Origin of the sequence: Mesorhizobium kowhaii, assembly GCF_003253745.1 — a bacterium.
In the GTDB taxonomy this organism is placed as follows: Bacteria; Pseudomonadota; Alphaproteobacteria; order Rhizobiales; family Rhizobiaceae; genus Mesorhizobium; species Mesorhizobium kowhaii.
Window position 1 is genome coordinate 193222 of sequence record NZ_MZXV01000027.1, and the last position, 24771, is coordinate 217992.

The 24771-nt window shown below is 62.7% G+C and carries 28 protein-coding genes; 13 read left to right on the top strand and 15 right to left on the bottom strand.

From position 1 onward, the window contains the following. Position 1 precedes the first annotated feature (1 nt). Both B5V02_RS11935 and B5V02_RS11940 read left to right on the top strand, forming a co-directional pair. Entirely contained in the window at positions 2–1261 is a 1260-nt protein-coding gene (locus B5V02_RS11935) for an aminomethyl transferase family protein (protein WP_111544388.1), read from the top strand. Between the two features lie 2 nt (positions 1262–1263). Next, positions 1264–1509: a hypothetical protein gene (locus tag B5V02_RS11940; protein ID WP_111544389.1), complete on the top strand. Its 246-nt coding sequence runs from the start codon at positions 1264–1266 to the stop codon at positions 1507–1509. A gap of 6 nt (positions 1510–1515) precedes the next feature. On the opposite strand, the gene B5V02_RS11945 is transcribed toward B5V02_RS11940, so the two are convergent. From B5V02_RS11945 to B5V02_RS11960, 4 genes are all read right to left on the bottom strand, one after another. Next, on the bottom strand, positions 1516–2574 hold the full coding sequence (locus B5V02_RS11945; RefSeq protein WP_111544390.1) for a dipeptidase: 1059 nt from the start codon (positions 2572–2574) through the stop codon (positions 1516–1518). Positions 2575–2725: 151 nt separating this feature from the next. Next, positions 2726–3025 carry a GNAT family N-acetyltransferase gene (locus B5V02_RS11950; RefSeq protein ID WP_095089283.1) on the bottom strand — a complete coding sequence of 100 codons (300 nt, stop codon included), beginning with the start codon at positions 3023–3025 and terminating at the stop codon, positions 2726–2728. Positions 3026–3027: 2 nt separating this feature from the next. Further along, positions 3028–3648: an alpha/beta hydrolase gene (locus B5V02_RS11955; RefSeq protein ID WP_111544391.1), complete on the bottom strand. Its 621-nt coding sequence runs from the start codon at positions 3646–3648 to the stop codon at positions 3028–3030. Positions 3649–3652: 4 nt separating this feature from the next. After that, positions 3653–4585, bottom strand: a complete 933-nt coding sequence (locus B5V02_RS11960) for a VOC family protein (RefSeq protein ID WP_111544537.1) — start codon at positions 4583–4585, stop codon at positions 3653–3655. A 226-nt stretch (positions 4586–4811) separates the two neighbouring features. Here B5V02_RS11960 and B5V02_RS11965 point away from each other — a divergent pair, with 226 nt between their 5' ends. Next, positions 4812–6380, top strand: coding sequence for an alkaline phosphatase family protein (locus tag B5V02_RS11965; RefSeq protein ID WP_111544392.1), 1569 nt, complete (start codon positions 4812–4814; stop codon positions 6378–6380). A gap of 85 nt (positions 6381–6465) precedes the next feature. On the opposite strand, the gene B5V02_RS11970 is transcribed toward B5V02_RS11965, so the two are convergent. Beyond that, on the bottom strand, positions 6466–7797 hold the full coding sequence (locus B5V02_RS11970) for a PRC-barrel domain-containing protein (protein ID WP_111544393.1): 1332 nt from the start codon (positions 7795–7797) through the stop codon (positions 6466–6468). 282 nt (positions 7798–8079) lie between these two features. Here B5V02_RS11970 and B5V02_RS11975 point away from each other — a divergent pair, with 282 nt between their 5' ends. After that, positions 8080–9000: a diacylglycerol/lipid kinase family protein gene (locus B5V02_RS11975; RefSeq protein ID WP_111544394.1), complete on the top strand. Its 921-nt coding sequence runs from the start codon at positions 8080–8082 to the stop codon at positions 8998–9000. Positions 9001–9029: 29 nt separating this feature from the next. Here the strand turns inward: B5V02_RS11975 and B5V02_RS11980 are convergent, their stop codons facing one another. Then, a complete protein-coding gene (locus B5V02_RS11980) occupies positions 9030–9203 on the bottom strand; it encodes a hypothetical protein (RefSeq protein ID WP_111544395.1) in 174 nt (57 codons plus the stop codon). Positions 9204–9358: 155 nt separating this feature from the next. Here B5V02_RS11980 and B5V02_RS11985 point away from each other — a divergent pair, with 155 nt between their 5' ends. Then, positions 9359–10900: a sensor histidine kinase gene (locus B5V02_RS11985; RefSeq protein ID WP_111544396.1), complete on the top strand. Its 1542-nt coding sequence runs from the start codon at positions 9359–9361 to the stop codon at positions 10898–10900. Positions 10901–10940: 40 nt separating this feature from the next. Here B5V02_RS11985 and B5V02_RS11990 read toward each other — a convergent pair whose 3' ends face one another. From B5V02_RS11990 to B5V02_RS12000, 3 genes are all read right to left on the bottom strand, one after another. Beyond that, entirely contained in the window at positions 10941–11399 is a 459-nt protein-coding gene (locus tag B5V02_RS11990; protein ID WP_111544397.1) for a hypothetical protein, read from the bottom strand. An 11-nt stretch (positions 11400–11410) separates the two neighbouring features. Next, entirely contained in the window at positions 11411–11737 is a 327-nt protein-coding gene (locus B5V02_RS11995; protein WP_111544398.1) for an ElaB/YgaM/YqjD family protein, read from the bottom strand. Positions 11738–11866: 129 nt separating this feature from the next. Then, complete coding sequence (locus B5V02_RS12000; protein WP_111544399.1) at positions 11867–12628, bottom strand: Crp/Fnr family transcriptional regulator; 762 nt, start codon at positions 12626–12628, stop codon at positions 11867–11869. 209 nt (positions 12629–12837) lie between these two features. On the opposite strand from B5V02_RS12000, the gene B5V02_RS12005 reads away from it, so the two are divergent. Further along, positions 12838–13158: a response regulator gene (locus B5V02_RS12005; protein ID WP_167458475.1), complete on the top strand. Its 321-nt coding sequence runs from the start codon at positions 12838–12840 to the stop codon at positions 13156–13158. A gap of 188 nt (positions 13159–13346) precedes the next feature. Here B5V02_RS12005 and B5V02_RS12010 read toward each other — a convergent pair whose 3' ends face one another. Both B5V02_RS12010 and B5V02_RS12015 read right to left on the bottom strand, forming a co-directional pair. Next, on the bottom strand, positions 13347–13898 hold the full coding sequence (locus tag B5V02_RS12010) for an RNA polymerase sigma factor (RefSeq protein ID WP_111544401.1): 552 nt from the start codon (positions 13896–13898) through the stop codon (positions 13347–13349). 3 nt (positions 13899–13901) lie between these two features. Then, complete coding sequence (locus B5V02_RS12015; protein WP_111544402.1) at positions 13902–14096, bottom strand: NepR family anti-sigma factor; 195 nt, start codon at positions 14094–14096, stop codon at positions 13902–13904. 232 nt (positions 14097–14328) lie between these two features. On the opposite strand from B5V02_RS12015, the gene B5V02_RS12020 reads away from it, so the two are divergent. The 6 genes from B5V02_RS12020 to B5V02_RS12040 all read left to right on the top strand — a co-directional run bounded on the left by B5V02_RS12020 (position 14329) and on the right by B5V02_RS12040 (position 17825). Beyond that, positions 14329–15123 (top strand): response regulator, encoded by a 795-nt coding sequence (locus B5V02_RS12020; RefSeq protein WP_111544403.1) that lies wholly within the window; start codon positions 14329–14331, stop codon positions 15121–15123. A gap of 211 nt (positions 15124–15334) precedes the next feature. After that, entirely contained in the window at positions 15335–15499 is a 165-nt protein-coding gene (locus B5V02_RS12025; protein WP_027031438.1) for a DUF1328 domain-containing protein, read from the top strand. A 189-nt stretch (positions 15500–15688) separates the two neighbouring features. Continuing rightward, positions 15689–16720: a sensor histidine kinase gene (locus B5V02_RS12030; RefSeq protein WP_167458467.1), complete on the top strand. Its 1032-nt coding sequence runs from the start codon at positions 15689–15691 to the stop codon at positions 16718–16720. A 155-nt stretch (positions 16721–16875) separates the two neighbouring features. Then, positions 16876–17034, top strand: a complete 159-nt coding sequence (locus tag B5V02_RS40565; RefSeq protein ID WP_167458468.1) for a hypothetical protein — start codon at positions 16876–16878, stop codon at positions 17032–17034. 135 nt (positions 17035–17169) lie between these two features. Next, positions 17170–17496: a hypothetical protein gene (locus tag B5V02_RS12035; protein WP_111544404.1), complete on the top strand. Its 327-nt coding sequence runs from the start codon at positions 17170–17172 to the stop codon at positions 17494–17496. A gap of 83 nt (positions 17497–17579) precedes the next feature. Then, entirely contained in the window at positions 17580–17825 is a 246-nt protein-coding gene (locus B5V02_RS12040; protein WP_111544405.1) for a YMGG-like glycine zipper-containing protein, read from the top strand. Between the two features lie 191 nt (positions 17826–18016). Here B5V02_RS12040 and B5V02_RS12045 read toward each other — a convergent pair whose 3' ends face one another. The 4 genes from B5V02_RS12045 to xylF form a co-directional block, all read right to left on the bottom strand. Beyond that, positions 18017–19657, bottom strand: a complete 1641-nt coding sequence (locus B5V02_RS12045; RefSeq protein ID WP_111544406.1) for a CHASE domain-containing protein — start codon at positions 19655–19657, stop codon at positions 18017–18019. Positions 19658–19842: 185 nt separating this feature from the next. Beyond that, positions 19843–20643, bottom strand: a complete 801-nt coding sequence (locus B5V02_RS12050) for an ATP-binding cassette domain-containing protein (RefSeq protein WP_111544407.1) — start codon at positions 20641–20643, stop codon at positions 19843–19845. Positions 20644–20658: 15 nt separating this feature from the next. Beyond that, complete coding sequence (locus B5V02_RS12055) at positions 20659–21990, bottom strand: sugar ABC transporter permease (protein WP_111544408.1); 1332 nt, start codon at positions 21988–21990, stop codon at positions 20659–20661. Between the two features lie 139 nt (positions 21991–22129). Continuing rightward, a complete protein-coding gene (gene xylF, locus B5V02_RS12060; protein ID WP_111544409.1) occupies positions 22130–23170 on the bottom strand; it encodes a D-xylose ABC transporter substrate-binding protein in 1041 nt (346 codons plus the stop codon). A gap of 268 nt (positions 23171–23438) precedes the next feature. Between xylF and B5V02_RS12065 the strand changes: the two genes are divergently transcribed. After that, positions 23439–24686, top strand: a complete 1248-nt coding sequence (locus tag B5V02_RS12065) for an ROK family protein (RefSeq protein ID WP_111544410.1) — start codon at positions 23439–23441, stop codon at positions 24684–24686. The last annotated feature ends 85 nt before the right edge of the window (positions 24687–24771 follow it).

Consider the following 24771-nt stretch of genomic DNA (forward strand, 5'->3'; position numbering starts at 1 on the left):
CATGGCCCAGGCAATCAGGAAGAAGCCCGTCTCGAAGTCAGTCAACGCGGCTGTTTCGGCCCGCATCGCCGCGCAGGACCATTTCCGCACGCTTCGGCTTGGCACGCCGTTCCAGCCGCGCATCGATGCGCTGGCCAAAACCCAGGACTGGTACAATTGGGCCGGCTGCCGCGCGCCGCATTCACTGTGGGACGAGGAACTCGAATATTTCGCCATCCGTAGCCAGGCGGCGCTGTTCGACATTTCGCCGATGACCAAATACCGGATCGAGGGGCCGGACGCAGAGGCATTCCTTGATCGTGTCACCTTGCGCGATGTCACCAAGCTGAAACCCGGCCGTGTCCACTACACGGCGTGGTGCGATGACGAGGGCTTTGTCCTCGACGACGGCACGCTGTTCCGGCTGTCGCCGAAGCGCTTTCGGCTGTGTTCGCAGGAGCGGCATCTGCCATGGCTGCTCGACAGCGCCATTGGCTTCGACGTAACAGTCGAGGAAGAAACCGAGGCCGTCGCGGGCCTCGCCTTGCAGGGACCGACCTCCTTCGCCGTGCTGCGCGATGCCGGCTTCGCCGGCGTCGAGAAGCTGAAGATATTCGACCTCGCCGACTTCCCGCATGATGGCGGCACCGTCGGTATTTCGCGCACCGGCTTCACCGGCGATCTCGGCTATGAACTGTTCGTGCCGGCCGACAAGGCGCTGAGCCTGTGGGACCGGCTGATGAAAGCGGGCGTACTGCGGGGTATCCGCGCCATCGGCTACACCGCGCTCAACCGCGCCCGCCTCGAAGCCGGATTGATCGTCGCCAATGCGGATTTCACCACCGCCGAGCACGCCATCCGCGCCGATCGCTTGCGCATGCCGGACGAGATCGGCCTCGGCTTCATGATCGATCTGGAGAAAGGTCATTTCAACGGCCGCCGCGCCATCCTCGAAACCAGGGCGAAACGCAAGCTGCGCCATATGCTGGTCGGACTGGAGATCGAAGGCAACATTCCGGCCGAACACGCCATCGTCTACCACAAGAAAAGCCAGGAGGTCGGCCTGGTCAGCGCCGCCATGTGGTCGCCAATGGCCAAGCGCAACATCGCCATCGCCTCGCTGGCGCGGCCGTACGGTGATACCATGGTCGAGGACCTCTGGGTCGAGATCTACGCCATGCGCGAGTTGCAGTATCAGAAGCTGATGAAGCGGGCCAAGGTGGTGGCGCGGCCGTTCATCAAGCTCGACCGCCGCACCGCCAATCCGCCGGCGGATTTCTGACCATGACCGACGAAGCCGAACTCGAAGCAGCCGAGCAATGGGAACTGGTCAACACGCCGCTCGGCGAGAAATGGTCGGGACGCACGCGCTATGCCGCCGCCATGTTCTTCTACAAGCGCGGCGAGATGGGCGCCGAGACGCTCGAAGTCTACCGCATCTGCGCGCGGCTCGATTCGGAAAGCCCGCTGCCGATCATCCGCGATCGCGGTGTCGGCAAGGACTGGCTGAAGCGCATGGGTTTCGAATAGGTCTTTCTAACCTATGGTTTTCTCCAGCATGCTCAGCCAGTTGCGATAGGCGATCTTTTCGGTCAGCGCGCGGCCGAAACCGCGCGCCGCCAGCGCATCGATCAGCTTCGGCAGGCCGGCGACGTCGCCGATGACGGCCGGGATCATGGCGCCGTCGAAATCCGATCCGAGGCCGACACCGTCTTCGCCCAGCGCCTGCAGCAACGAATCGACATGGCGCACCATGATGTCGAGGTTGGTGTCGGCATTCATGCGGCCATCCTCGCGCAGGAAACCGGTGGCGAAGTTCAGCCCGACCATGCCGCCGGAGTCGCGGATCGCGCCGAGCTGCCAGTCGGTGAGGTTGCGCGAATGGCCGCAGATCGCGTGCACATTGGAATGGGTGGCGACCAGCGGCGCATCGCTAAGCGCGGCGACATCGCGAAAGCCCTTCTCGTTGAGATGCGACAGGTCGATCATGATCTTCAGCTGGTTGCAGGCCTTGACCAGCGCCTTGCCGGCATCGGTCAGCCCGGGGCCGGTGTCGGGCGAGGACGGAAAGCGGAACGGCACGCCGTGGCCGAAGGCGTTCGGCCGGCTCCAGACGATGCCGAGCGAGCGCAGGCCGGCGGCATGCAGCACGTCGAGCATGGTGAGCTCGGGATCGATCGCCTCGACCCCTTCGATGTGGAACACCGCCGCGATCGAGCCTCGCGCCATGGCGTTGCGCACATCGCCGGCACTGCGGCAGACGGTGAGCGCGCCGGCTCGTTCCAGCCTGAACAGGATCGAGGCCATCGCGATCGTCGAGGTCAGCGCATCGGCACGCGGAACCTCGGGCGGCAGCGGCTCGGCAGCGCTCGGCGCCAGCGGCACGGCGCTGCGCCTGGATTTCTCGACAGGCGGCGGAAAGATGGCGAACATGCCGCCGGCAAAGCCACCGGCCTTCGCGCGCGGAAGGTCGATATGGCCGCCCGATTTCCCCTCGAGGAACAGCTTTTCGACATCTGTGTCTTTGGACTGGTAGAGTCTGAGCAGCGTGTCGTTGTGGCCGTCGAAGACGGGAACGAGGTCGGTTTCGGTCATTGGGGATCATTCGGTTCGTTTGTCGGCGCGGTGGCTGCGATATATCATATCCACTTAGGCAAGATGCGCTACCCGTGCAAATGCCAAAGCCATCCCAGCGGGATGACAGCCTGATGTCGCGCTATTCCGATCGACGAAATGCCGGCCGATCCTACTGCTTCAGCACGTCGGCCCATTCGTGATGGCGGCGGAACTGGGCGTTGGCGAACGGGCAAAGCGGGATGATCTTCTTGCCCGCCGCGCGCGCATCCTCGACGGCGCGGGTGACGAGCCGAAGCCCGGCACCCTGGCCGCGAAAGACGTCCGGCACTTCTGTATGGTCGATGATGATCTGGTGCTCGCCGATCTTGGTGAAGGTCATCTCGGCCTCGGCGCCATCAGGCCCGCGCAGGACATAGCGACCCTTGGAACCGCGATCTTCCAGTTCGATTTCAGGCAGTTGGTCCGGCATCGCTATACTCCCTGGGTGGCACCGGCAAAGAGACGCCGTGCCGCCTCGATCTCGTTTGGCCGCACCTCGTGCCCGCCATCATGCCACTCCACTGTGACATCGGCGCCGTCGGCACGCAAATAGGCTTCGAGCCGCGTGGTCAGGTTCGGCGGGCAGATCGGATCGCGCCTGCCGGCGGTCACGAGAATATGACGGCCGGCAAGGCTGCCGTTGATCTCAGGTTCGAACGGGATCAGCGGATGCATCAGCACCGTGGCATCGAACACTGCCGGCGCGGCAAACACCACCGAGGCCAGGATGTTGGCGCCGTTGGAATAGCCAAGACCGAACACGGCCGACGGCTTCGCCGCCTCGATGTGCGCCTTGACGTAACCGGCCATCTTGTCCGTCGCCCGCGCCAGATCGTCCATGTCGTAGACACCCTCGCCGGTGCGGCGGAAGAAGCGCGCCGCACCTTGTTCCGCCACATCGCCGCGCGGTGAAATGATGGTTGCCTGGGGCGCGAGATCGCGCCCCAGCGACAGAAGCTGGTTCTCATCGGCCCCCGTGCCATGGAAGACGAAGAGCAGAGGACCGCCCGGCGAACCGGGCAGCACCTTGTGGATGTAAGCGTCCTTGCTCATGATCTCAGCCTTCCAGCTTCTGCAGATGCTGTTCGAGATAGGGCCGCAGGTGCTGATGCTGCGTCGGCAGCTTCAGCGCCTCGCCGAGATGAGCAGTATCCTCATCGCGGTCGAAACCCGGCTCGTTGGTGGCGACCTCGAACAACACGCCACCCGGCGTGCGGAAATAGATCGCCCAGAAATAGTCGCGGTCGATCACCGGCGTCACCCCATAGCCGGTGTCCATCAACGCCTTGCGCACTTCGAGCTGCTTGGCGCGGTTCTCGACGGCGAAGGCGACATGGTGGACGGAGCCGGCGCCGAGATCGGCGAAGGCCGCGGTCGGCAGCGATTCGATGTCGACGACATCGGCGCCATTGCCGTTCTTCACCGCCAGTCGCCTGACGTTGCCTGACTTTTCGATTTCCTCGTAACCCATGAACTTCAGCAGCTCCCCAGTGGCGCCGCCATCCTTCAGCCGCAGCGACACCGAGTGAAAGCCGCGGATCGCCTCATCGGTGGGAATGCCGCCCTTGGCCCACGGCGCTCTGCTGTCGGCCTTGTCCTCGACCAGGGCGAAACCATCGCCGTCCGGACCGGCAAAGGCCAGGCGCTTCTCGCCGAATGTCTCTTCGCGCGACAGGCCAGAGACGCCCTCATCGGCGAAACGCTTTTCCCAATAGGCGAGCGTGCCTTCCGGCACCGAATAGACCGTGGTGCCGACTTCGCCGACGCCATGACGGCCCTTGCCAATGTCGGGAAACGGAAAATAGGTCATCACCGAACCGGGCGTGCCGGCCTCGTCGCCATAGTAGAGGTGGTAGACGTCAGGCGCGTCGAAATTGACGGTCTTCTTGACCCGGCGCTGGCCGAGCTTTTTGGTGAAGAACTCATTGTTCTGGCGGGCATCCCTGGCCATCGAGGTGACGTGATGCAGGCCCTTGATCTGGTCGAGCATTGTCTTGCTCCTTCCCTTGGTGCTTGTGCGGCCCTTGCCGCTGTCCACGCCAATATGAGGACGCGACCGCTTGCGGCAAAGGCGGCAAACACAGAATGGACTGTGCTGCATAAGTGAACAACACAAAGAGCTTTGTTCACCAGTTGGCCAACATGTCAGGCTTGCGCCATCGCCGGAATTCGGTTCCATGAGCGGCGTTCGACCATGCAGGGATAGGGTATCGCGAGTGACCGGAAAAGCCAGGCGCCCGAATGTTCTTCTGATCACATGCGACCAATGGCGCGGTGATTGCCTGTCGGCAGCAGGCCATCCGGTGGTGAAGACGCCGAATGCCGACGCGCTGGCCGCCGAAGGCGTGCTGTTCAGACAGCACTACGGTGGCGCGGCACCTTGCTCGCCGGGCCGCGCCTGCCTCTACACCGGCCTCTACCAGATGAACAACCGCGTCTGCCGCAACGGCACGCCGCTCGACGCCCGTCACGACAACATCGCGCTTCATGCCCGCAGCCTCGGCTATGATCCTACGCTGTTCGGCTACACCGACGTATCGCTCGACCCGCGCCTTCTGGCGCCGGGCGACCCACGGCTGCAAAGCTATGAGGGCGTGCTGCCTGGGTTCACGGTGCGCCAGTTGCTGCCCGAGCATCAGAAGCAATGGCTGTCCTGGCTCAAGCAACGGGGCATCGATGCCAGCGCCGGATCTCCCGACATCCATCGCCCTGTGGACAACGGCGACACGGCCAACGCTACCGTTAGCAGAGCACCGCCCGTTTACGCGAAGGACGAAACCCCGGCGGCCTTCCTGACCGGCGAATTCACGCGCTGGCTCGGCGAGCAGGAGCAAGCCACGCCATGGTTCGCCCATCTTTCCCTCATCAGCCCGCACCCGCCCTTCATCGTGCCGGAGCCATACAACACACTGTATGATCCAGCCGACGGTGCCGCCTTCCGCCGTGCTGCGAGCTGGCAGGCCGAGGCAGAGAGCCATCCCTATCTCGCCTATGATCTCGGCCAGCAGAAGCAGGCCAAGTTCCGTCCTGGCTCCAGCGGCAAGGTGCATGATTGGAGCGATGACGACTTCCGCCGCATCCGCGCGATCTACTACGGCATGATATCGGAGGTCGACGCGCAGCTCGGCCGCATCTGGCAAGCGGTCAAGGCAGCGGGCGCGTGGGATGACACCATCATCGTGCTGACCTCCGACCACGCCGAGATGATGGGCGACCATTTCATGCTGGGCAAGGGCGGCTACTTCGACGGCAGCTACCACATTCCGCTGATCATCCGCGACCCGCGTCACGGCAAGGTTGCCGGCAGCAGCGTCGATTGGTTCACTGAAGCGGTGGACATTTTGCCGACGCTTCTCGACCTGCTCGGCGAAGCCCCACAACCGCATCTCGACGGATACTCGCTGAAGCCGTTCCTGAGTGGCGGGAGCCCTGCGGGCTGGCGCGATGCCGCCCATTGGGAGTTCGATTTCCGCTCGATTGCCGAGGGTGAAGCCGAACGCCATTTCAGCATCGCCTCACGCCAGTGCAATCTCGCCGTCATCCGCACGGAGAAATTCAAATACGTGCATTTCGGCGGCGGCCTGCCCCCACTGCTGTTCGACCTGGAAAGCGATCCGGGCGAGTTGAACAATCTCGCCGCTGATCCGGCCCATATGGCCGTGCGCCTGGAGTTCGCCGAAAGGCTGCTTGCATGGCGAGCCGAACATCTCGACCAGTCGCTGGCATTGGCCGAACTGACCGAGCATGGCGTTGCCGGCCATGTCAGCAGGGGAGCAAGGCAATAAGGCAGTAGGCCTGGAATGCGCCGCACCCTACTGCCCTACTGCCCTACTGCCCTACTGCCCTACTGCCCTACTGCCCTACTGCTTCCTACCGCACGATCATTCGCTGCTGGTCGCGCTTCTCGGCATAGCTGCCCTTGTCGTAAGCAGTTTGAGCCTCGAGCTGTTCCTTGGTGAAGGTCGTGTACAGGTACTTCTTGCCATCCTTGTCGGTCATGAATTTGAGATTATCCATGCCAACCGCGACTTCCTTCTCGCCAATGCCGAGGAAACCGCCGACATCGACGATCACCGCGTCGGTCTTGCTGTCGGGCGCCAGGACGACGTCGCCGATTTCGCCGACCTTGACGTCATTGGCGCCGTAGACCGTCGTGCCCTTCAGGTCATCGCCTCGGATTTCGCCAACCGGCATCTCGGTCAGCGTCGACTTGTCGATAGCCGCCGTCTGAGTTTGGTCCGGGGCCGAGGCATCGGGTGTCGTAGCCTCCGCCGTCTTGTCCGCCGGAGTGACAGCAGGAGCCGTGGTGTCGGTCGGTGCAGCCGCCGGCGCCGTTGCCGCCGGCTCATTGGACGCTGTCGTAGCGGGCACCGGATCATAGGCCTTGCGATCGAAATCCGGCTGCGCCTGCAGTTCCTCCTTGGTGGTCTGGGCTACGAGCCAGCGGTCGCCGTTCTTCTCGGCCCACTGGGCCTTGCCGAACTCATAGGCGACATTCTTGGCGCCAAGGCCAAGGAAGCCACCGACGCCGATGATCAGCGACTCGGCCTTGCCTTCCTTCGTCAGAACGATGTCGTTGACGCTGCCGATGTTCTGCGCGTCATCGCCGGTGCCGTTGTAGACGGTTTCGCCGATGATGTTGGTGGCGAGATTGCCGTCAGCACGCTTTACCGGTTCGGCCGGAGCAGCATTCATGTCGACGGGTGTCTGCGCGGTGTCAGCCGGCGCGGAAGCTGACGGGGCCTGTGCACCCGCCGATGCGGCCGGTGCTGGAGCCGGCGCATAGGGCTTGCTGTCGAACTCCGGGCGCGCCGTCAGCTCGTCCTTGGTCGTCTGGGCAACCAGCCAGCGGTCGCCGTTCTTTTCGGCCCATTGCAGCTTGTCGTAGTCGAAAGCGACATTCTTCGCTCCGACACCCAGAAAACCGCCAACGCCGATGACGACGGACTTGGCCTGGCCTTCCTTGTCGAAGACGACATCGCTGACCTTGCCGATGTTCTCGGCGTCATCGCCGGTGCCGTTGTAGACGGATTCACCGATGATGTTGGTGACGATGCTGCCTTCGGCGCTCGACACCGGAGTGGCGGCTAGCTCCTGGACGGCAGGGGTCTGCGCGGGCGCCGGGGTTGTCGCACTCTGCGCATAGGCCCCGGTCGCGACCAGCGCTGCGAGAGCGGTCGTGGCTAAGAGGTTGCGGGTCATGATGGTCTCTCCTCGTGCGTGATTTCGTGCGTGCCGCGCCCGGTTGAACCGTCGCTGTGGGAGATCGGACGCTGCACGTTCTTCACAACGTCGTGATCATGCTGTTGTTCCGACAAAAACGCCGTGCGTCCGTGGCGAAAACCAGGAAGCGGGAAGCGTGGTGGCTGTAGACTACGCCGGCGATTTCGCTGCCCTCAAAACGGAACCTTTGCCGCTTCGTCACGTTTCAGCCTGTGGCTGGGTTTGTTCCGGCCAGATTGCGATGGAATGACGGAGCGGGGCATGAAATTTGCTGCGGTGCTGAACAGCGACGGCGGCACCTTGCGCACCACGGACATCGCCGCTTTTTCCGACAGGATGCGTCAGACCCTGGAGACGGCAGGCCACTCCCTTAGCATTGATGTTGTTGCCGGCAAGGACGTGGTGGAGACGCTCGATGGCGCTGCATCGCGCCGCTCCGTCGATGTCGTGCTGGCCGGCGGCGGCGACGGAACCATTTCTGCCGCAGCCGCTCGGCTGATGGGCACCAGGAAGGCGCTTGCCATATTACCGGCCGGCACAATGAATCTGTTCGCACGCGGACTGGGTATTCCGCAGTCCCTCGATGCCGCGCTGAAATCCTTCGCCGACGGTGAAATCATCGCGGTCGACATGGCCACGGCCAACGGCCGGCCCTTCGTTCATCAGTTCTCGATCGGCATGCATGCGCAGATGGTGCAACTGCGCCAAAAAATGGAATTCGGGTCGCGTATGGGAAAGATCCGCGCCTCGGCCAAGGCGGCTTGGGCAACGATCAACAATCCACCGGCGATGAAGGTGACGCTCAGCATCGGCAACGCCGAGATAGCGGCCCGCATCACCGGCATCGGCGTCACCAACAATTTGTTCGGCGAAGGCCACCTGCCTTACGCCGACAACCCGGCGGGCGGCGTGCTTGGCGTTTATGTCACGGTGGCGCAACAGCGTGCCGAACTGGTCAAATTCTTCTTCAACATGGCGCGCGGCAAGTGGCGCGACAACGAACACGTGGAAATCCATCAGGCTGACCGAACGGTCCTGAAAATCCATTCGGGCAGCAGGAGGTTCCGCGCCGTCATGGACGGTGAACTGGTCAGGCTCGACCGTGAGACAACGATCGAAATCCGGCCCGGCGCGCTGAATGTCCTGGTGCCGGCCAGCATCGCAGAGGCGAAGGCTGCCTGATGCGATCTCGAACGATGAAGGCCGAAAATCTAGCCGCCTGGCGAGCTTCCTTGCTCTGTCGCCGGCGTCTTGGCCAATTCACCATAGATTTCGGCGATGCCCCAGGCAACGAAGGCCAGAAGCAGCGCGGCAATCAGGATACGCAAGCCGTGCCAGCCCCACCGCCCCTGACGCGCTTTGTTTTCGGGAATGATCTTGACCATGGTCGGCCCTTGTCTCGTTTTACGCCAACTGGCGCGCTCGACAAAACACAGTCGGGTAACGGTTCCTCGCTAGGATGGTTCCGGGGAAGCCGGCTGGTCATGAGCCGGCAGATGCGTGAAGCGGCGAAGGCCGGGACGGGCCATTGGGGACTTGGGTGAACAGCAAGGCGGAAACAGTGCCGAATCTGCCGGCCGAAGTTGCTCGTGCGGTCAAGGACGAGGACCGGCTGGCCGTTCTGCACGGGCTGGAGGAGTTAGACACGGCGGCCGATCCGGATTTCGACCGCATAAGCAGCCTTGCCGCCGCGGTCATGCAGGCGCCGATCGCCTTGGTGACCCTCGTCGACCACGAGCGGCAGTGGTTCAAATCCTGTGTCGGTCTGGACGAGACCGAAACCGCGACCGATATCTCCTTCTGCGCCCATGCGATTGCCGCCGGCGACGAGCCGATGGTGGTGACGGATGCCACGACGGACCCACGCTTCAAGACTAACCCGCTGGTCACCGGCAAGCACCATGTCCGCTTCTATGCCGGCGCGCCGATGATCGTGGCAGGCGCGCGCATCGGCACGCTGTGCGTGCTCGACCGCAAGCCGCATGCCTTTCCGTCCCGCGCCAGGCTCGAGCAGTTGAAGGTGCTCGCCGGCCTCGCCGGCAGCCTGTTCACCTTGAAGGATGCGACCCGCAGCGGCGCCATCGCCGAGGCAGCACTGGTGCGTGAGGAGAAGAGGCGCGCCATCGCGCTCGATGCGGCTTCGCTCGCCAGCTGGGCGTGGGACATCCGCACCGACATCATCGAATGCGACACCTTGCTGTCGGAGCTGTTCAACCTGCCGCGTTCGAACCGGCTGCGGGCGCGCGACATCCTCACCGCCATCGATCCACGCGACGTCTACCAGACCGAAACCCGCTTTCGCGATGCCTTGACCGGCAGCGACGACTATTTCGGCGAATACCGGGTGAAGGGCTTTCATCCGCCGCGCTGGCTCGCCACGCGCGGCCGCGTCATCGAGCGCAACGGCGACGGTAAGCCGACCCTGATTTTCGGCGTCAACTACGACATCACCGAGCGCAAGCTTGGCGACGAGCGGCAACGGCTGCTGCTGCGTGAGCTCAACCACCGGGTCAAGAACACGCTGGCGACCGTCCAGGCGCTGGCAACGCAAACCGTGCGACATGCCCGCCAGCCGAGCGAATTCCTCGAAGCCTTCAGCGCCCGGCTTCAGGCCCTGGGCATCGCCCACAATCTGTTGTCCGACCGTGAGTGGCGCGGCATCGGCATCCGTGAACTCGTCCAGATCGAAGTCAGGCCTTTCGACACGACCGAACAGCCGCGCATGACGATCTCCGGCGACGACCTGCTGCTGTCTCCCGACCAGGCTGTGGGACTTGGCCTGATCCTGCATGAGCTGGCCAGCAATGCGCTGCAATATGGATCGCTGTCGGTGGCGCCCGGCAAGGTTGATCTCGGCTGGAAGAAGCAAGGCAGAAAGGGTGCCCGACGCCTTGTACTGACCTGGCGCGAAAGTGGCGGCCCGCAAGTCGCCCCGCCGGAGCGGCATGGCTTCGGTTCGATCCTCATCCGCCGCAGCCTTGCCAAGGTCATTTCAAGCGAAGTGACCCATGAGTTCCGGCCGGAAGGCGTGTTTGCCGAAATATCGATGCCGCTGGAAGATCTGTCGAGTGACAAACCATGATCCGGTTTTCGGAAAGATCATGGTCAAAGAGAAAGCGGCCTTATTTCCGCTCGTCTTCATCCGAATCGTCTGACTTCACGTTTTCACGGTAGATGGCGTAGGCCGCCAGCGCCACGGCCGGCCCCAGAATGACGCCGAGACCGCCTTTGCCCTTGAGCAGCGCCGGCAGCACGGCAAGCGCCGCGGCGATGCCTATCGCTTTCATGTCGGCATTGCGTCGTTGCGCCCGGCGCCGGGCGCGCGCGCCCGCGGATATCTGGTAAATCAGCAGGATCAGCCCGGCAAGCACCAGGAAACCGGCGCCAAAGCCCAGCGCGGCGGCAAGCGACCCATAGCGAGTTGCCGTCCAGATATAGGCTGCCGCGACCAGAAAGCCGAGACCGCAGAGCGCTGCTGATATGGCGAGCCCATAGACGATTGCCGCCGTGCGCGCCCGGCGCATGGCGGCAACGGTTTCGCCCGATGCCAGACCTGAAATCAGGGATGCGAGCATTCCCATTTGGAATGCGACTAGCGACGCGCGAGAAGCGCGAAGAGGAAGCCGACGCCGGCAGCGATCGCCAGTGACGTCACCGGCTTTTCGCGCACGCTCGCCATCAACTGCGCTTCGATATCCTTGGCATTGCCGCGCAAACTATCAAAGGCTGCTTCGCCCTGTGCACGCAATTGCTCGACCCCTTCCGTGGCCGCACGGCGCGCGGTGCCGTAGCCATGCTCGCCGGTCTTGGCCAACTGCTTGGTAAGCTTGTCGATATCGGCCTTCAACTGCCTGATATCGGCTTCGAGGTCTGAATTCGACCGGCCTTCGTTTGCGGTCTTTCCTGCAGCAGTTGCCATTGCTTAACTCCTTGTGATTGCTTGATTTCAAACGCGCCGCATGTCTCAAGGTTCCGACATCCGGAACAAAGTACCCGAAAACGCCTGCGCGTGCACCCGATCCGCTGGCGCTGGCAAAAAGGCGCTTCGTCAGATCAGCGGCCGGCGCCCCTCGCCCAGCCCTTCCCAGCCGGCGAGTTGCTTGAGCCCTTCATTGTCGGTTACCTCGCAACCGCCGTCGCGCCAGACAATCAGCTTGCGATCCATCAGCTTGCGGATCGTCTTGTTGGTATGGACCAGCGACAGGCCGAGCGTGTCGGCGATGTGCTGTTGGGTGATCGGTATCTGGACGGATTGCTTGCCGTTCAGCCCAACGACCTTGGCCCGGCTGCCGATAAAGGCGATAAGATAGGCGGCGCGCTCGATTGCGCTGCGACGCCCGAGGCTGAGCAGATTCTCGTCCAGCATGCGCTCTTCGCGCGACGCGATCCAGGTGATGTCGTAGGCCAGGCCGGGGTGATTGCGGTAGAGTTCGTGGAGATACTCGCGTTCGAAAACGCACAGCAGCATCGGCGACAAGGCCTCGACGGAATGCCGCATCTCGCCCATCACGCTACCCTGCAGGCCGATCAGATCGCCAGGCATGAGGTAGTTGAGGATCTGGCGGCGGCCGTCCCGCATCAGCTTGTAGCGGAACGCCCACCCGGAGAGCACGGTGTAGAGATGGGCGCTGTGGCTTCCCTCCACCAGGACCGTGGCGCCCTTGTCGACGGCGAGCTCGCCCTTCTTGAATTTGCTGATGAAGGCCAGTTCCTGTTTTTCAAAGTCGCGGAAAACCGGTAGCGGCCGCAACGGGCAGTTCTCGCAAGGATACTGGCGGCTGGAGAAAGCACGACCGTTCTGGCCTGACATTTCGACCCCTCCTCGAAAGCCCCCTCTTTGAAGGCTGCGTCCCAACGCGTTGCGGGGATCGAGGTTCCGGGGCGGGCACATGTCTTTTTTAAATGACAGCTTGCCAAATAGCGATCATGACTCCCCTGTGTTTCGAGGAGCCCTTGCCTGTGTCCCCTTTGCTCGATGGATTGCGGATTCTGGTCCTGGAGGATGAATTTCTCATCGCAATGGATGTCGAGCAGCTTTGCCGTGATCATGGCGCCGGCGAGGTGGTGATCGCCCGCGATCTGGCCGAGATCGACGATCGGCAGGTCGCCACGCACTTCGACGCCGCCATTGTCGACCTCATGCTGGGCGGCGCCTCGACACTCGATTTCGCCTCGGGCCTGCGCGCCGCCGGCGTGCCGTTCGTGTTTGCTTCGGGCTATTCGGATCCCGATCAAATCAAGGCATCGTTTCCGGGCGTCAGGCTGGTTGGCAAGCCCTATTCGGGTGAGGACCTCATGCAAGCGGTGGCGGCGGCCTGCGGGCGGGGTTCTCCTGGTTGAGACACGATCCCGACTTAAGGTGTGTTGAGATTCAGGTCAGGCCGAGTCGAAAATGCTGGTTTTCGAGAACCGGAGCGGAGCGTACTTAAGTACGTGAGCACCGGAAGCGCAGAAAACCACCGTTTGCAGGCCGGCATCACCTGAATATCAACACACCTTAAGTCGCGATCGCGCCTTGCGATCGCAGGTCAGTTGGCCGCCGAACCCGTTACCTGGGTCGAAATCGCATCCGGACCGTACTCGTCTTCGCCGGAGATCTTCAGGATCTCCTGCAATCGCGTGCGGGCCCGGCTGACACGACTCTTGATCGTCCCGACCGCGCAACCGCAGATTTCGGCCGCCTCCTCGTAGGAGAAGCCCGACGCGCCGATGAGGATGATGGCTTCGCGCTGGTCCTCCGGCAATTGTTCAAGGGCGTCGCGAAAATCCTTCAGGTCGAGCTGGCCATGCTGGGCCGGATGAACGGCAAGCCTGGCCGTCATGATGCCGTCGCTGTCCTGCACCTCACGCCCGCGCTTTCGCATCTGCGAATAGAATTCATTGCGCAGGATGGTGAAAAGCCACGCCTTGAGATTGGTGCCGAGCTGGAAGCTCTCATGCTTGTCCCAGGCCTTGACCAGTGTTTCCTGGACGAGATCGTCCGCCTTGTCGGCATTTTGCGTCAGCGACACGGCAAAGGCGCGCAAGCTCGGGATTGCCCCAAGCAAATCGGTCTTGAAGCCTTGGGAGACCGCTGCCATGCTTCAGTCCTTCTTCTGTGCGGGTTCGGCCTGTTCCAGTTGACTGAGCAACTGGGCGAAGCGATCCGGCACATCGTCAGAGACCAGCTCATCGTAATATTGTTTGAGTTTGCGTCCGATTTCGGAATTCGGCCCGAGTGCGTCACCGGAACCGTTCCGGCGCCTGCCCGCGACGCCAGCCAGAATATCTTTCGTCATATCCTCATTTTGCCCTTGTATTCCCAGCGCCCAAGCCGCTCACAATATTGCCCAACACAACGCAAGCGGCACCCTTGTCTGGTTGCCCATCCCGACTTCAAACGCCGTCCCCGCGCATTAGTTCCATCAAGGCCGGAACTTTTTCTCAAGACCCGCGTTGTTTGACCGGGGCTTGCAATCAGCTTGACCTGCACTCTATGCACCCACGTCATTCTGAGGGAGACGTCTTACCATGAGCTTATCCGCCACCATCGCACCACATCTGCCGTTCCTGCGCCGCTTCTCGCGGGCCGTTTCCGGATCGCAGGAGAGTGGCGACGCGCTGGTCGCCGCGATGCTCGAAGCCATCATCGCCGATATCGATATCTTTCCCGAGGCCTCGAGCGACCGCATCGCGCTGTACAAGGTCTTCGCCAAGCTGTTCACGTCGATCGCCATCCGCGTCCCCCAGGAACGGGCGCAATCGGCATGGGAACAGCGCGCCGCCGCCAATCTGAATGCGATTGCGCCGCGTCCCCGCCAGGCTTTCCTGCTCGTCGCCGTTGAAGGTTTCAGCGAGGACGAGGCGGCCGAGATTCTCGATGCCGGCGACCAGGAGTTTTCAGAGCTGCTTGCCCAGGCAAGCAACGAGATATCCCGCCAGGTGGCAACGGACGTACTGATCATCGAGGACGAACCGCTGATCGCCATGGATATAGAAGAAATGGTCGAGAGCCTCGGGCACCGCGTCGTCGGAACGGCGCGCACGCATGCCGAGGCGGTGACGATGTTCGGCAAGATGCGGCCGAAGATGGTGCTGGCCGACATCCAGCTTGCCGACGGCAGCTCGGGCATCGAGGCCGTGAACGAGATCCTGTCGTCGACATCGGTGCCGGTGATCTTCATCACCGCCTTCCCCGAGCGTCTCCTGACCGGCGAACGCCCCGAGCCGGCCTTCCTGGTCACCAAGCCGTTCAACCCCGACATGGTCAAGGCACTGATCAGCCAGGCGCTGTTCTTCGATCGCCAGGCGAAAGCCGCCGCGTAAGGATCGCAACACTTCCTGACGGCACGACACGACATCGAGGGCCGTCTGATGCGATGCATCAGGCGGCCTTTGCCATGTCGGGAACCCGTCATCAGCGAATTCCCGGCGCCACCCTGCTTAGAACGATTTGCAACCATCGTCTTTTTCGGCAAATGGTGGAACAATCCGCATCTACCCACGTTTTCATTACGCCATTCGAAGGAGATGGATCATGCTTTACTGGGCGCTCGTATTTCTCGTCGTGGCAATCATAGCCGGCGCGCTTGGTTTCGGCGGCATCGCTGGCACGTCTGCCGGCATAGCGCAGATATTGTTTTTCATCTTTCTCGCTTTCCTGGTCATTTCGCTTCTCGCCGGCCTGTTCAAACGGGCGTGAGAACCGAGCGATCATCCGAGCGAACACTGGAAGCCGCACCCCTCAAACGGTTTCCAGCCACCGCCGGGCGGTATCCTTCAACGGACGCCGCTCGGCGGACCGCTTTTGGAGGCCGGTTTTCGGGAAATCCTCTTTGGAACCCATTTCACAGTGAGCCGTTCTGCCTGAGTTGGGTGGACAGATTGGCCGATGCGTTCCAGGACCGGAGATAGGAAAGAAGACGTGCCAAGCGATGAAGTCATCGCCCTGCATCCCGCCGAAAGTGGCATGCAACTTGGTCGGGCTCTTCTCCACGCGCTGCACAATGCCGGCATTTCCGTTCTCTATCAGGATCGCGAGCTGAAAACGGTTTGGGCGCGCAACATGCGTGCGCCCTGGGTTTCCGACACCGCGGACGGCAACGGCATCCTGCCTGCGGCGCAGGTCGACCGCATCGGCGCGGCAAAGCGCGACGTCATCGCATCCGGCAATCCGCAACGCCTCGAAATCAGCGTTCCCGCTGAAGACGGTTTTCGCTGGTTTCAGGTCTGGGTCGACGCCGACCATGGCGATGGTGGCACGGTGCAAGGTGTCGTCACCACCATGGTCGAAACGACGGATCAGAAGCGCCGTGAGCAGACCCTGACGACGCTGTTGCGCGAAGTCAGCCATCGCTCGAAGAATCTCCTGGCGATCATTCAAAGCATAGCCACCCAGACCGGGCGCTATTCCGATGGCATCGCTGATTTCCTGACGCGCTTTCGCGGCCGGCTGCAGTCGCTGGCCTCGTCCCAGGATCTGGTGACCTCCTCAAACTGGCGGGGCGCGGCACTTCGCGAACTGGTGTCGGGCCAGGTCGGTCGCAACGGGGTGGACCCGTCGCACGGCCTGCGCTTCCGCGGGGCAAATCCCTATCTCAATCCCAACGCCGCGCTGCACATCGGCCTCGCCATGCATGAACTCGCCGTCAATTCGGTCAGCTACGGCGCCCTTTCACGTGCGGACGGCTTCGTTGAAGTTACGGCCGATCTTGACACCGTTGCCGGCGGCCCCGCGCTGTCGCTGACATGGGCCGAAGCGATACCGGCGAGCGACATCGAGCACAGCCAGAAGCGTTTCGGCAGTGTCGCGCTCGAGCGGGTCGTGCCCGCCTCCCTGAACGGAACGGCGACGCTGGAGATAATGCCCGGCCGCCTCGACTACCGCCTTGTCGTTCCGCACGGCAATTTCGAGACGGAGTGAGCGCCCGCGCCTTCTCCAGATCGTCCTTAACCGGCTATTCACCATAAAAGCAGATGCTGTTTTTCCCAGATACCGCTGGAACCTGCCGCACCGCCGGACATTGCCGCAGCAGGACTGCAGCATGGTGCGGGAGGAATGGCTCGATGGTTGCCGGCATGAACAGACTGGAGCAGGCCGCCCGCATTTCGATGGGCGGGTTTCAGGACCCGGAGGCGTCCGCACCACCGCCTGCTCCTCACGCCTCACTGCGCCTTGCCGCCCTGGGTCTGACCGCGGCGATTGTCGCGGTCGTCCTGTTCCAGCTGGTCTCCTGACGTCCATCACACCCGCGCCTGCCATCGCGGCCGGCGGGGGAATTGCCCGTTGCGCCGCGTTATTTCGCCGGTCGCCCTGCGGCCCAGGAACTTTGGCGGCTATGGACCGTTACTGTGGCGAGAGGACATGTCGCCATGGAACACATCGCTGCGTTGCTGCTGGTTATCGGTTGCTCGAACACGATGGTCGACTGCCGTGAATTGCAGGTGCCGGTGAGCGTTTTCGAGACCGCCGATCAATGCGTTGCCGAACGGCCATTCGCCATGGGCGACGTGCAGGGGCAGGCTCAGCACATCGTCGCCAAATGCCTTGCCGTCGATCCGGCGCTGGAAGACGACTATGACCAGATCGTCTGGAACGTGCGCGCGGACGGCACGCTCGACGCGTCCCTGGCAATTTCAAACGTCGTGATGGCATCGAACGCAGTGCGCCCAGAAAAAGACTATCTTCACCAACAATAGATTGCAGCAGCAAAGGCCGCCATTTCATGCTAAATGACTGCTGGAGCTTACCAAAGTGTGGACACAAAGTGAGGAGTGACTCTATGCGGAAGATGATTATTGCCATGATTGCGGTGGCTGCCCTCAGCGGCTGCACCAGCACCGAGCAGGACGTGGTCGGCGGCGGCTTGATTGGCGCCGGTGTCGGCGGCTTGGTCGGCGGCGGCAAGGGCGCGCTGATCGGCGCGGCTGTCGGTGCCGGGTCCGGCCTGCTGGTGCGCAACCTGCGCAACGGCTATTGCCAGTATCGCGATCATCGCGGCCGGATCTACACGGCTCGCTGCAACTAGTTCGGCGATAATCGAAATGTTAGTTCGGCGATAATCGAAATGTCGATCCGGAGACTGGTCCGCCGGCCTCCGGATTTTTGACGTTTGGACGCACCATCTCTGTTCGCCTGATGGTCGCCGTTTGAGCAATTCCGGGAAAAGTGCGAAACGGTTTTCCGTCCGGAATTGCGTAAAAACGTAAAAACAAGGCTCTAGCCCGTCAGCGGAATTCTGATTTCCACCTTCAGACCACTGGCCTGATAATCGCGGTTGATCGTGCCGCGCAATTCGCGCGTGACGTTGAGGTCGATCAGCTTGGTGCCGAATCCGGTTTTGGCGGGCGATTTGAGTTTCTTCTGTCCGGTTTCGCGCCAGTTGAGAACCAGCATCCTGTCGCGCCCGCGCCCTTCGAGCGACCAGTCGACCTTGAGCGCCCAATCCCCCTTGAGCGAATTGGCTGAATTGCCGGCTTCGCCATATTTCAGCGCATTCGTCGCCAGTTCGTGGAACGTGAGGCCGAGCGCCTGCGTCGTGGTTTCGTCGAGCAGCACCTCCGGTCCCGACAAGAGCTCTTCGGGCAGCTCCTTGCCGAACACCTGGCCGAGCTCGATGCGCAGGAGATCGCCAAGATCGGCCTTCTGCCAGCGCGAGCGCGTCAGCATGTCCTGAGACGCCGCCATCGCCTGCAGCCTGGCCGAGAAGGACGAGGAAAACTCGTTGACGTCTGTGGCTCGCGAAGCCGTCTGGCGCGCGATCGCGAGCACCCTGGTGATCGAATTCTTGATGCGATGCTTCATCTCCTGCAGCATCAGGTCTTTTTCGAGCAGGCTCTTTTCCGTCGTCTCGTGCAAGCGCGATGCGGCCTCATAGGCCCGCTCCTGATAGCGCGCCACCAGCGCGATGGCGCCCGCCAGCAGCAAGCCGAACAGCCCCAGCATCACCGGAATGGCGCGCGACGACGGCTGCGAGAAGGCGCTTGTCGGCCGGAACAGGACCGTCCACGGTTGGCCGGCCACCATGATCTTGCGGGTGACCAGCAGCCTGTCCCCGAAGGACGAAGCCGGCGGCGTCTCCGACCGGAACAAGAGATTGTCGCCACTCACCGCGCCGTCATAGATTTCGGTGTTGACCGGCAGCAGCGGCGACCGGCTGAGCGCTATCTGGAACAGGTCCCGGGCCCGAAAAGCCGCATAGAGAAAGCCGGCTGTCGAGGATCTGGACGCATTAATGACATCGGGTGCGGTTTCGACATTGAGCCGCACGAAGACGAAGAAGCCGGTGAACGTCTGCGCGGCACCCGTGTTCTGGCCGAGCTGCACCAGCCCGCTGGCGTGCTGCTGGTCGTCGGACATTGCCTTTTCGATGGCCACGCGCCGCACCGGTTCGCTGAACATGTCGTAGCCAATGGCGGCCTGGTTGGACGGATCCAGCGGCTCGAACATCACGATGGGCGCGCGCCAGGGTTGCGTGGTGTCCGGATAGATTGGATGGCTGACGCCATGGTCGTGCAGCATGTCGCGTTCGACCGCCGCCTCGTCTCCGGCCTTAACCAGCCTGAGAAAGCCGATACCGCGCAAGCCGGCGAAATTGTTGTCGACATCGAGCGCGTGGAAGAACGCCTTGAACTCGTTCTGGGAGATATCGCCGTTGCGGGCATCGAACAGGGCCTGCGTCGACCGCAGCAGCGACAGATGCAGGTCGATGCGGCTCTCGATCCGGTTGAGCGCGTCGTCGGCCGTTGCTTCGAACTTGATGCGGGCTGCCTCCTGGGTCGCGAAATAGGCAAACCCCGCCATCGTCATGCTGATCAGCGCAACGGCGATGAACGCGACGATTGGAAAAAGCTTCTTCAACGGATGATGCGGTCCATGGGCAATGTCGGACCTTTATGGGCAAGTCGCCGTGCCAACACAATGGTAAGGCCAAGCCATCATGACAGCTGGCATATCACATGACCGGCAACCCGCAGCCGGGCACGCTCGTCCGGCCAGAGCATGATCCCGAAAAGGGGGTACCGGTTTTCGGAAATGATCATGCTCTAGGCGGCGATCTTCAGCGCGCCTGGCCCGGGAATGGCGCCGGGCGGGCATTTGCCCAGAATGATCATGCCGAGCACCTCGTCCTGGGTCACATCCGTGGTGCGCGCGGTGCCGACGACCTGGCCGTTCTTCATGACGCAGACCCGGTCGGCAAGCTCGAACACGTCGTGGATGTCGTGACTGATCAGAAAGATGCCGATGCCGTCGGACTTGAGCTGCTTGACCAGCTCGCCGACCTGCGCCGTTTCCTGCGGACCAAGCGCCGCCGTCGGCTCGTCCATGATCAGGATGCGCGCGTTGAACAGGATCGCGCGCGCGATCGCCACCGACTGCCGTTGACCGCCCGACAGCTTGATCACCGGGTCCTTGAAGCGCTGGAAGCGGGGATTAAGTCGGCCCATCACCTTGCGCGCCTCGGCCTCCATCGCAACGTCATCGAGCGTGCCCCATGCGGTCATCAGCTCACGGCCGAGGAACAAATTGGCGGCGGCATCGACATTGTCGGCCAGCGCCAGCGTCTGGTAGATCGTCTCGATGCCGTATTTCTTGGCGTCGCGCGGGTTGGAGATCGATGCCTCCTCGCCGTTGACGAAGATCTGGCCCGCGTCGCGCTTGTAGGCGCCGGACAGAATCTTGATCAATGTCGACTTGCCGGCGCCGTTGTGGCCGAGCAGCGCCACGACCTCACCGGGGAAAAGGTCGATCGAGGCGTCGTCGACGGCACGGATGCCGCCAAAGGCGATCGAAATGTTCCTCATGTCGATCAGCGCAGTGGCTGCGGGAGCGGTTTTATCTGACATAATCCTTGTCCTCCCCTAGACGCGCTTGCGATAGACGGTATCGAGCCAGACCGCGACGACGAGCACTGCGCCGACGACGATGCTCTGCAGCGGCGAGTCGATGCCGAGCAGCACCATGCCGGACTGCAGCGACTGCATCAGCAGCGCGCCGAGCATGGCGCCGAGCACCGTTCCGGAGCCGCCGGCAAGCGAGGTGCCGCCTATCACGGCGGCGGCGATCACCAGCAGCTCGTCCAACGTGCCCAGCGCATTGGTCGACGCGTTGAGGCGGGCCGACGAGATCGCCGCGCTGATCGCGGCCAGTACGCCCATGATCATGAACACCTTCATGGTCACCCAGCGGGTGTTGATGCCGGCGAGATTGGCGGCCTCCGGATTGCCGCCGATGGCAAAGACATAGCGGCCGAAACGGGTGCGCTTGGTGATGAAGGTCATGACGATACCGACCGCGACCGCCATCAGTACCGGTATGGCGATGCCGTGGGCGATGAACAGCCCGCCTTCGGGAATGGTGATGCCGTTCTGCTGTGCATACTGGCGCACGATGCCGATTGGCCATGGATAGGAATTGGCGATCCAGACGGCCCCAAGGATGGCAGCGCAACTGACCAACCCGAGAAAGGTTTCCGCCCAGACGGGGCGCAGTGGAAAGTTGAACCGTTTGCGCTGCGACCGGCCGTTGAGCAGCGCGAAAGCGACAGCCGCGCAAGCGACGATGCCGACGATCCAGCTGGCGCTGGCGCCGATCGAGCCCCGCGGTCCGCCGCCCATCAGCTGGAATGTAGCGTCGAGCGGCGCGACCGTGCGCCCATTGGTGATCAGCCATGCCATGCCGCGCCAGACCAAGAGACCGCCCAGCGTCACGATGAACGCAGGAACTTCGAGATAGGCGATGATGAAGCCCTGGAAGGCGCCGATCACAAGACCAAGCACCACGCCGGCGGCCAGTGCGATGATCCAGAGCCACGGATTTCCAAGCTGGAAGCCGATGACGCGAATGAGGAATTCGGCTTGCGCCACGCCCATGATCATACCGATCACGCCTTCGACGGAACCAACCGAAAGGTCGATGTTGCGCATGACGATGACCAGCACCATGCCGGTTGCCATGATCGCGACCGAGGAAGTCTGCACCGATAGGTTCCAGAGATTGCGCGGCGTCAGGAAAAGTCCGCCCGACAGGATGTGAATGCCGACCCAGATGACCAGCAACGCACCGACCATGCCAAGCATGCGCGTATCGAGTTCGGTTGCCTTCAGGAAGCGTCCGACGGCGCTCAGTTCAGACGCACGCGCCCGGTCTGCGGGCGTATTTGCGGCAGGCGTGTTAGAGGTCGTGTCGGTCATGATGTCCTCCCACCGGTTTGCCGTCTGGCGCGGTTGCCGATGCTATTTGCTTTCCGCGGTCATTTGAAGCGGAATGCCCCTTGAGAAACGCCGCGGCCTTGAGGCCGCGGCGCCGAGATCGAACCGATCTGGTTCGGTTTTAGTTGCAGGCAGCGACCGCACCGGCGGCGACGCCTGCGCAGACTTCGTCCTTCTTGATCCAGCCGGCGTCGATGACGAGGTTGAGATTGTCCTTGGTGATGGCAACCGGGGTCAGGAACAGCGACTTGACGGTGTTGCCGCCAGGCGTCGTGAAGTCCTTGACGCCGGCGATGTCGGTCATCTTCTTGCCGTCGGCCAGCTGCGAGGCGATCTCGGCGGCGTTCTTGCCGAGCTCGCGCGCGTCCTTCCACACCGATACGGTCTGCGTGCCGAGCGCGATGCGGTTCAGCGCGGCGTGGTCGCCGTCCTGACCCGAGACCGGCACGGTGCCGGCAAGGCCCTGCGCCGTCAGCGCTGCGACGACGCCGCCGGCGGTGCCGTCATTGGCAGCGACCACGGCGTCGACCTTGTTGTCGTTGGCGGTGAGGAACTGTTCCATGTTCTTCTGGGCGTTGACGGGCAGCCACCCGTCCGTATAGGCCTCACCTACATTCTTGATCTTGCCGCTGTCGATGGCCTCCTTGAGCACTTCCATCGAGCCCGAGAACAGGAAATCGGCATTCGGATCGGCACCGGAGCCCTTGATGAAGACATAGTTGCCTTCCGGCTTGACCTTGAACACTTCGCGGGCCTGCATGCGGCCGACTTCCTTGTTGTCGAAGGTCAGATAGAAGACGTCCTTGTTCTCGATCAGCCGGTCATAGCCGACGACCGGAATGCCTTCGTCCAGCGCCTTCTGCACCGCCGGGCCGATGGCCGAGGCATCCTGCGCCAGGATGATCAGCGAATTGGCGCCCTGCGAGATCAGGCTTTCGACATCGGTGAGCTGCTTGCCCGGATTGGACTGCGCGTCGGCGGAGATGTACTTGTCGCCAGCGGCCTCGATCGCCGTCTTCATGGCGGCCTCGTCGGTCTTCCAGCGCTCTTCCTGGAAGTTGGACCAGGAAACGCCGATGACCTTGTCCTTCGCCTGCGCGACCGACGCGAGCGTCAGCGACATGGCGACACCCGCCAGGATGGCGGCTGTGAATCTTTTCATTTTATCCTCCCTGCGCCGCGTATGGCGCGACCAAACTGACCCGTAGGCCGGCACAGAGGCTCTATTTTTTCGAGCCTCGAAAAAATACTGATCCAACACCCGAACGCTGTCAACATCGATTCTGATGGATTTTGATGTCTCTCTGAATTTTTTTCGAGCTCCGGAATAAATAATGACAGGATGGCAGGCTTCTGCCAGAATTTGGCCCATCGCTGATGGCCTTCGGGGGGCACGAAAGGCTACAGCGGCCGGGAGGATGTGAAAAAGCATGTCGGTCGGAATCCGCCACGACGATCTGCGCCGCCGCAACCGGGCGATGGTGATCGCGGCCGTGCGCCGCGCCGGACAGCCGTCCCGCACCGAGATCGCCGCGACCACGGGCCTCAGCCATTCGACCATATCGGCGATCTCCTCCGACCTCATCGGCGAAGGCATCCTGACTGAGAGCAAGCCGAGCGAGGCCGGCTCGCTCAAACGCGGCCGGCCGCAGGTCGGCCTCGGCCTCAATCCGGAAGCGGCGGCGGTGATGACCGTGGTGCTGTCGCTGAACTTCCTCTCGGTCGCCGTCATCGACTATGCCGGCCAGGTGATCGCCGAGGAACAGCGCCGGCTGGACACGCTGACCATGCCGCGCGACGCGCTGGTCGGTGAATGCGTCGCCATCGTGCGGCGCCGTCTCGAAGACCCCGACCTCGACGTCCGCAGTGTCGCCCGCATCGCGCTGGCGATCCAGGGCATCACCGACACGCGTGCCCGCGCCATGCTGTGGTCGCCGATCACGCCGCACACCGATATAGCCTTTGCCGACATACTCGAAGGCGAGTTCGGCATCCCCGCCACCATGGAGAACGACTGCAACATGATGGCGATAGCGCTGCGCTGGCGCGATCCCCAGCGCTACCGCGACGACTTCATCGCCATCCTGCTGTCGCACGGCATCGGCATGGGCCTGGTGCTGAAGGGCGAGCTGTTCACCGGCACCCATTCCTCGGGCGGCGAGTTCGGCCACATGATCCATCGGCCGAACGGCGCGCTGTGCCGCTGCGGACGGCGCGGCTGCGTCGAGGCCTATGCCGGCAACTACGCCATCTGGCGCAACGCAAGGCAGATGAGTGAGGACGCAGAACCAGTGGCCGATGTCAGTGACGCTGACATGCGCGCTCTGGCAACCGCGGCTCGCGAAAGGGATGGACCCGAGCGCGAGGCCTACCGCAAGGCCGGCGAAGCGCTCGGCTACGGTCTCGGCAGCCTGTTCGCGCTGATCGATCCGGCGCCGGTCGCCATGGTCGGTGTCAGCGCCGCCGCCTTCGACCTGATCGAGCCGGCATTGCGCGAGGCGATTGCCCAGACCGCAGGCGGCCAGCATTCGAAATCGATTTCTTTCGACACCGAACCAAACGAACTGCCACTGATCCGCGAAGGCTGCGCCATGCGGGCGCTGACCTTCGTCGACCAGGAGATTTTCGCGCCCGGCACGCAGACAAGATCCGGCCTCGGCGGCAAGAACGTGGCTTGAATTTGCCCGAAGAACGCGGACTTGGGATGTGCTGAGATTCAGGTCAGGCCGCGCCGAGAATGGTGGATTCCGAGAACCGGAACGG

Coding starts and splice junctions, on each gene's coding strand:
- xylF (WP_111544409.1), bottom strand. CDS start 23,170: ATGAAAAGATTCACAGCCGCCATCCTGGCGGGTGTCGCCATGTCGCTG.
- B5V02_RS12010 (WP_111544401.1), bottom strand. CDS start 13,898: ATGGCAGCGGTCTCCCAAGGCTTCAAGACCGATTTGCTTGGGGCAATC.
- B5V02_RS12050 (WP_111544407.1), bottom strand. CDS start 20,643: ATGTCAGATAAAACCGCTCCCGCAGCCACTGCGCTGATCGACATGAGG.
- B5V02_RS12025 (WP_027031438.1), top strand. CDS start 15,335: ATGCTTTACTGGGCGCTCGTATTTCTCGTCGTGGCAATCATAGCCGGC.
- B5V02_RS11975 (WP_111544394.1), top strand. CDS start 8,080: ATGAAATTTGCTGCGGTGCTGAACAGCGACGGCGGCACCTTGCGCACC.
- B5V02_RS12035 (WP_111544404.1), top strand. CDS start 17,170: ATGGAACACATCGCTGCGTTGCTGCTGGTTATCGGTTGCTCGAACACG.
- B5V02_RS11980 (WP_111544395.1), bottom strand. CDS start 9,203: ATGGTCAAGATCATTCCCGAAAACAAAGCGCGTCAGGGGCGGTGGGGC.
- B5V02_RS11970 (WP_111544393.1), bottom strand. CDS start 7,797: ATGACCCGCAACCTCTTAGCCACGACCGCTCTCGCAGCGCTGGTCGCG.
- B5V02_RS11945 (WP_111544390.1), bottom strand. CDS start 2,574: ATGACCGAAACCGACCTCGTTCCCGTCTTCGACGGCCACAACGACACG.
- B5V02_RS11955 (WP_111544391.1), bottom strand. CDS start 3,648: ATGAGCAAGGACGCTTACATCCACAAGGTGCTGCCCGGTTCGCCGGGC.
- B5V02_RS12020 (WP_111544403.1), top strand. CDS start 14,329: ATGAGCTTATCCGCCACCATCGCACCACATCTGCCGTTCCTGCGCCGC.
- B5V02_RS12055 (WP_111544408.1), bottom strand. CDS start 21,990: ATGACCGACACGACCTCTAACACGCCTGCCGCAAATACGCCCGCAGAC.
- B5V02_RS11940 (WP_111544389.1), top strand. CDS start 1,264: ATGACCGACGAAGCCGAACTCGAAGCAGCCGAGCAATGGGAACTGGTC.
- B5V02_RS12065 (WP_111544410.1), top strand. CDS start 23,439: ATGTCGGTCGGAATCCGCCACGACGATCTGCGCCGCCGCAACCGGGCG.
- B5V02_RS12000 (WP_111544399.1), bottom strand. CDS start 12,628: ATGTCAGGCCAGAACGGTCGTGCTTTCTCCAGCCGCCAGTATCCTTGC.
- B5V02_RS11935 (WP_111544388.1), top strand. CDS start 2: ATGGCCCAGGCAATCAGGAAGAAGCCCGTCTCGAAGTCAGTCAACGCG.
- B5V02_RS11995 (WP_111544398.1), bottom strand. CDS start 11,737: ATGGCAACTGCTGCAGGAAAGACCGCAAACGAAGGCCGGTCGAATTCA.
- B5V02_RS11990 (WP_111544397.1), bottom strand. CDS start 11,399: ATGGGAATGCTCGCATCCCTGATTTCAGGTCTGGCATCGGGCGAAACC.
- B5V02_RS12040 (WP_111544405.1), top strand. CDS start 17,580: ATGCGGAAGATGATTATTGCCATGATTGCGGTGGCTGCCCTCAGCGGC.
- B5V02_RS12030 (WP_167458467.1), top strand. CDS start 15,689: ATGCGTTCCAGGACCGGAGATAGGAAAGAAGACGTGCCAAGCGATGAA.
- B5V02_RS12005 (WP_167458475.1), top strand. CDS start 12,838: ATGGATGTCGAGCAGCTTTGCCGTGATCATGGCGCCGGCGAGGTGGTG.
- B5V02_RS11960 (WP_111544537.1), bottom strand. CDS start 4,585: ATGCTCGACCAGATCAAGGGCCTGCATCACGTCACCTCGATGGCCAGG.
- B5V02_RS11950 (WP_095089283.1), bottom strand. CDS start 3,025: ATGCCGGACCAACTGCCTGAAATCGAACTGGAAGATCGCGGTTCCAAG.
- B5V02_RS12015 (WP_111544402.1), bottom strand. CDS start 14,096: ATGACGAAAGATATTCTGGCTGGCGTCGCGGGCAGGCGCCGGAACGGT.
- B5V02_RS40565 (WP_167458468.1), top strand. CDS start 16,876: ATGAACAGACTGGAGCAGGCCGCCCGCATTTCGATGGGCGGGTTTCAG.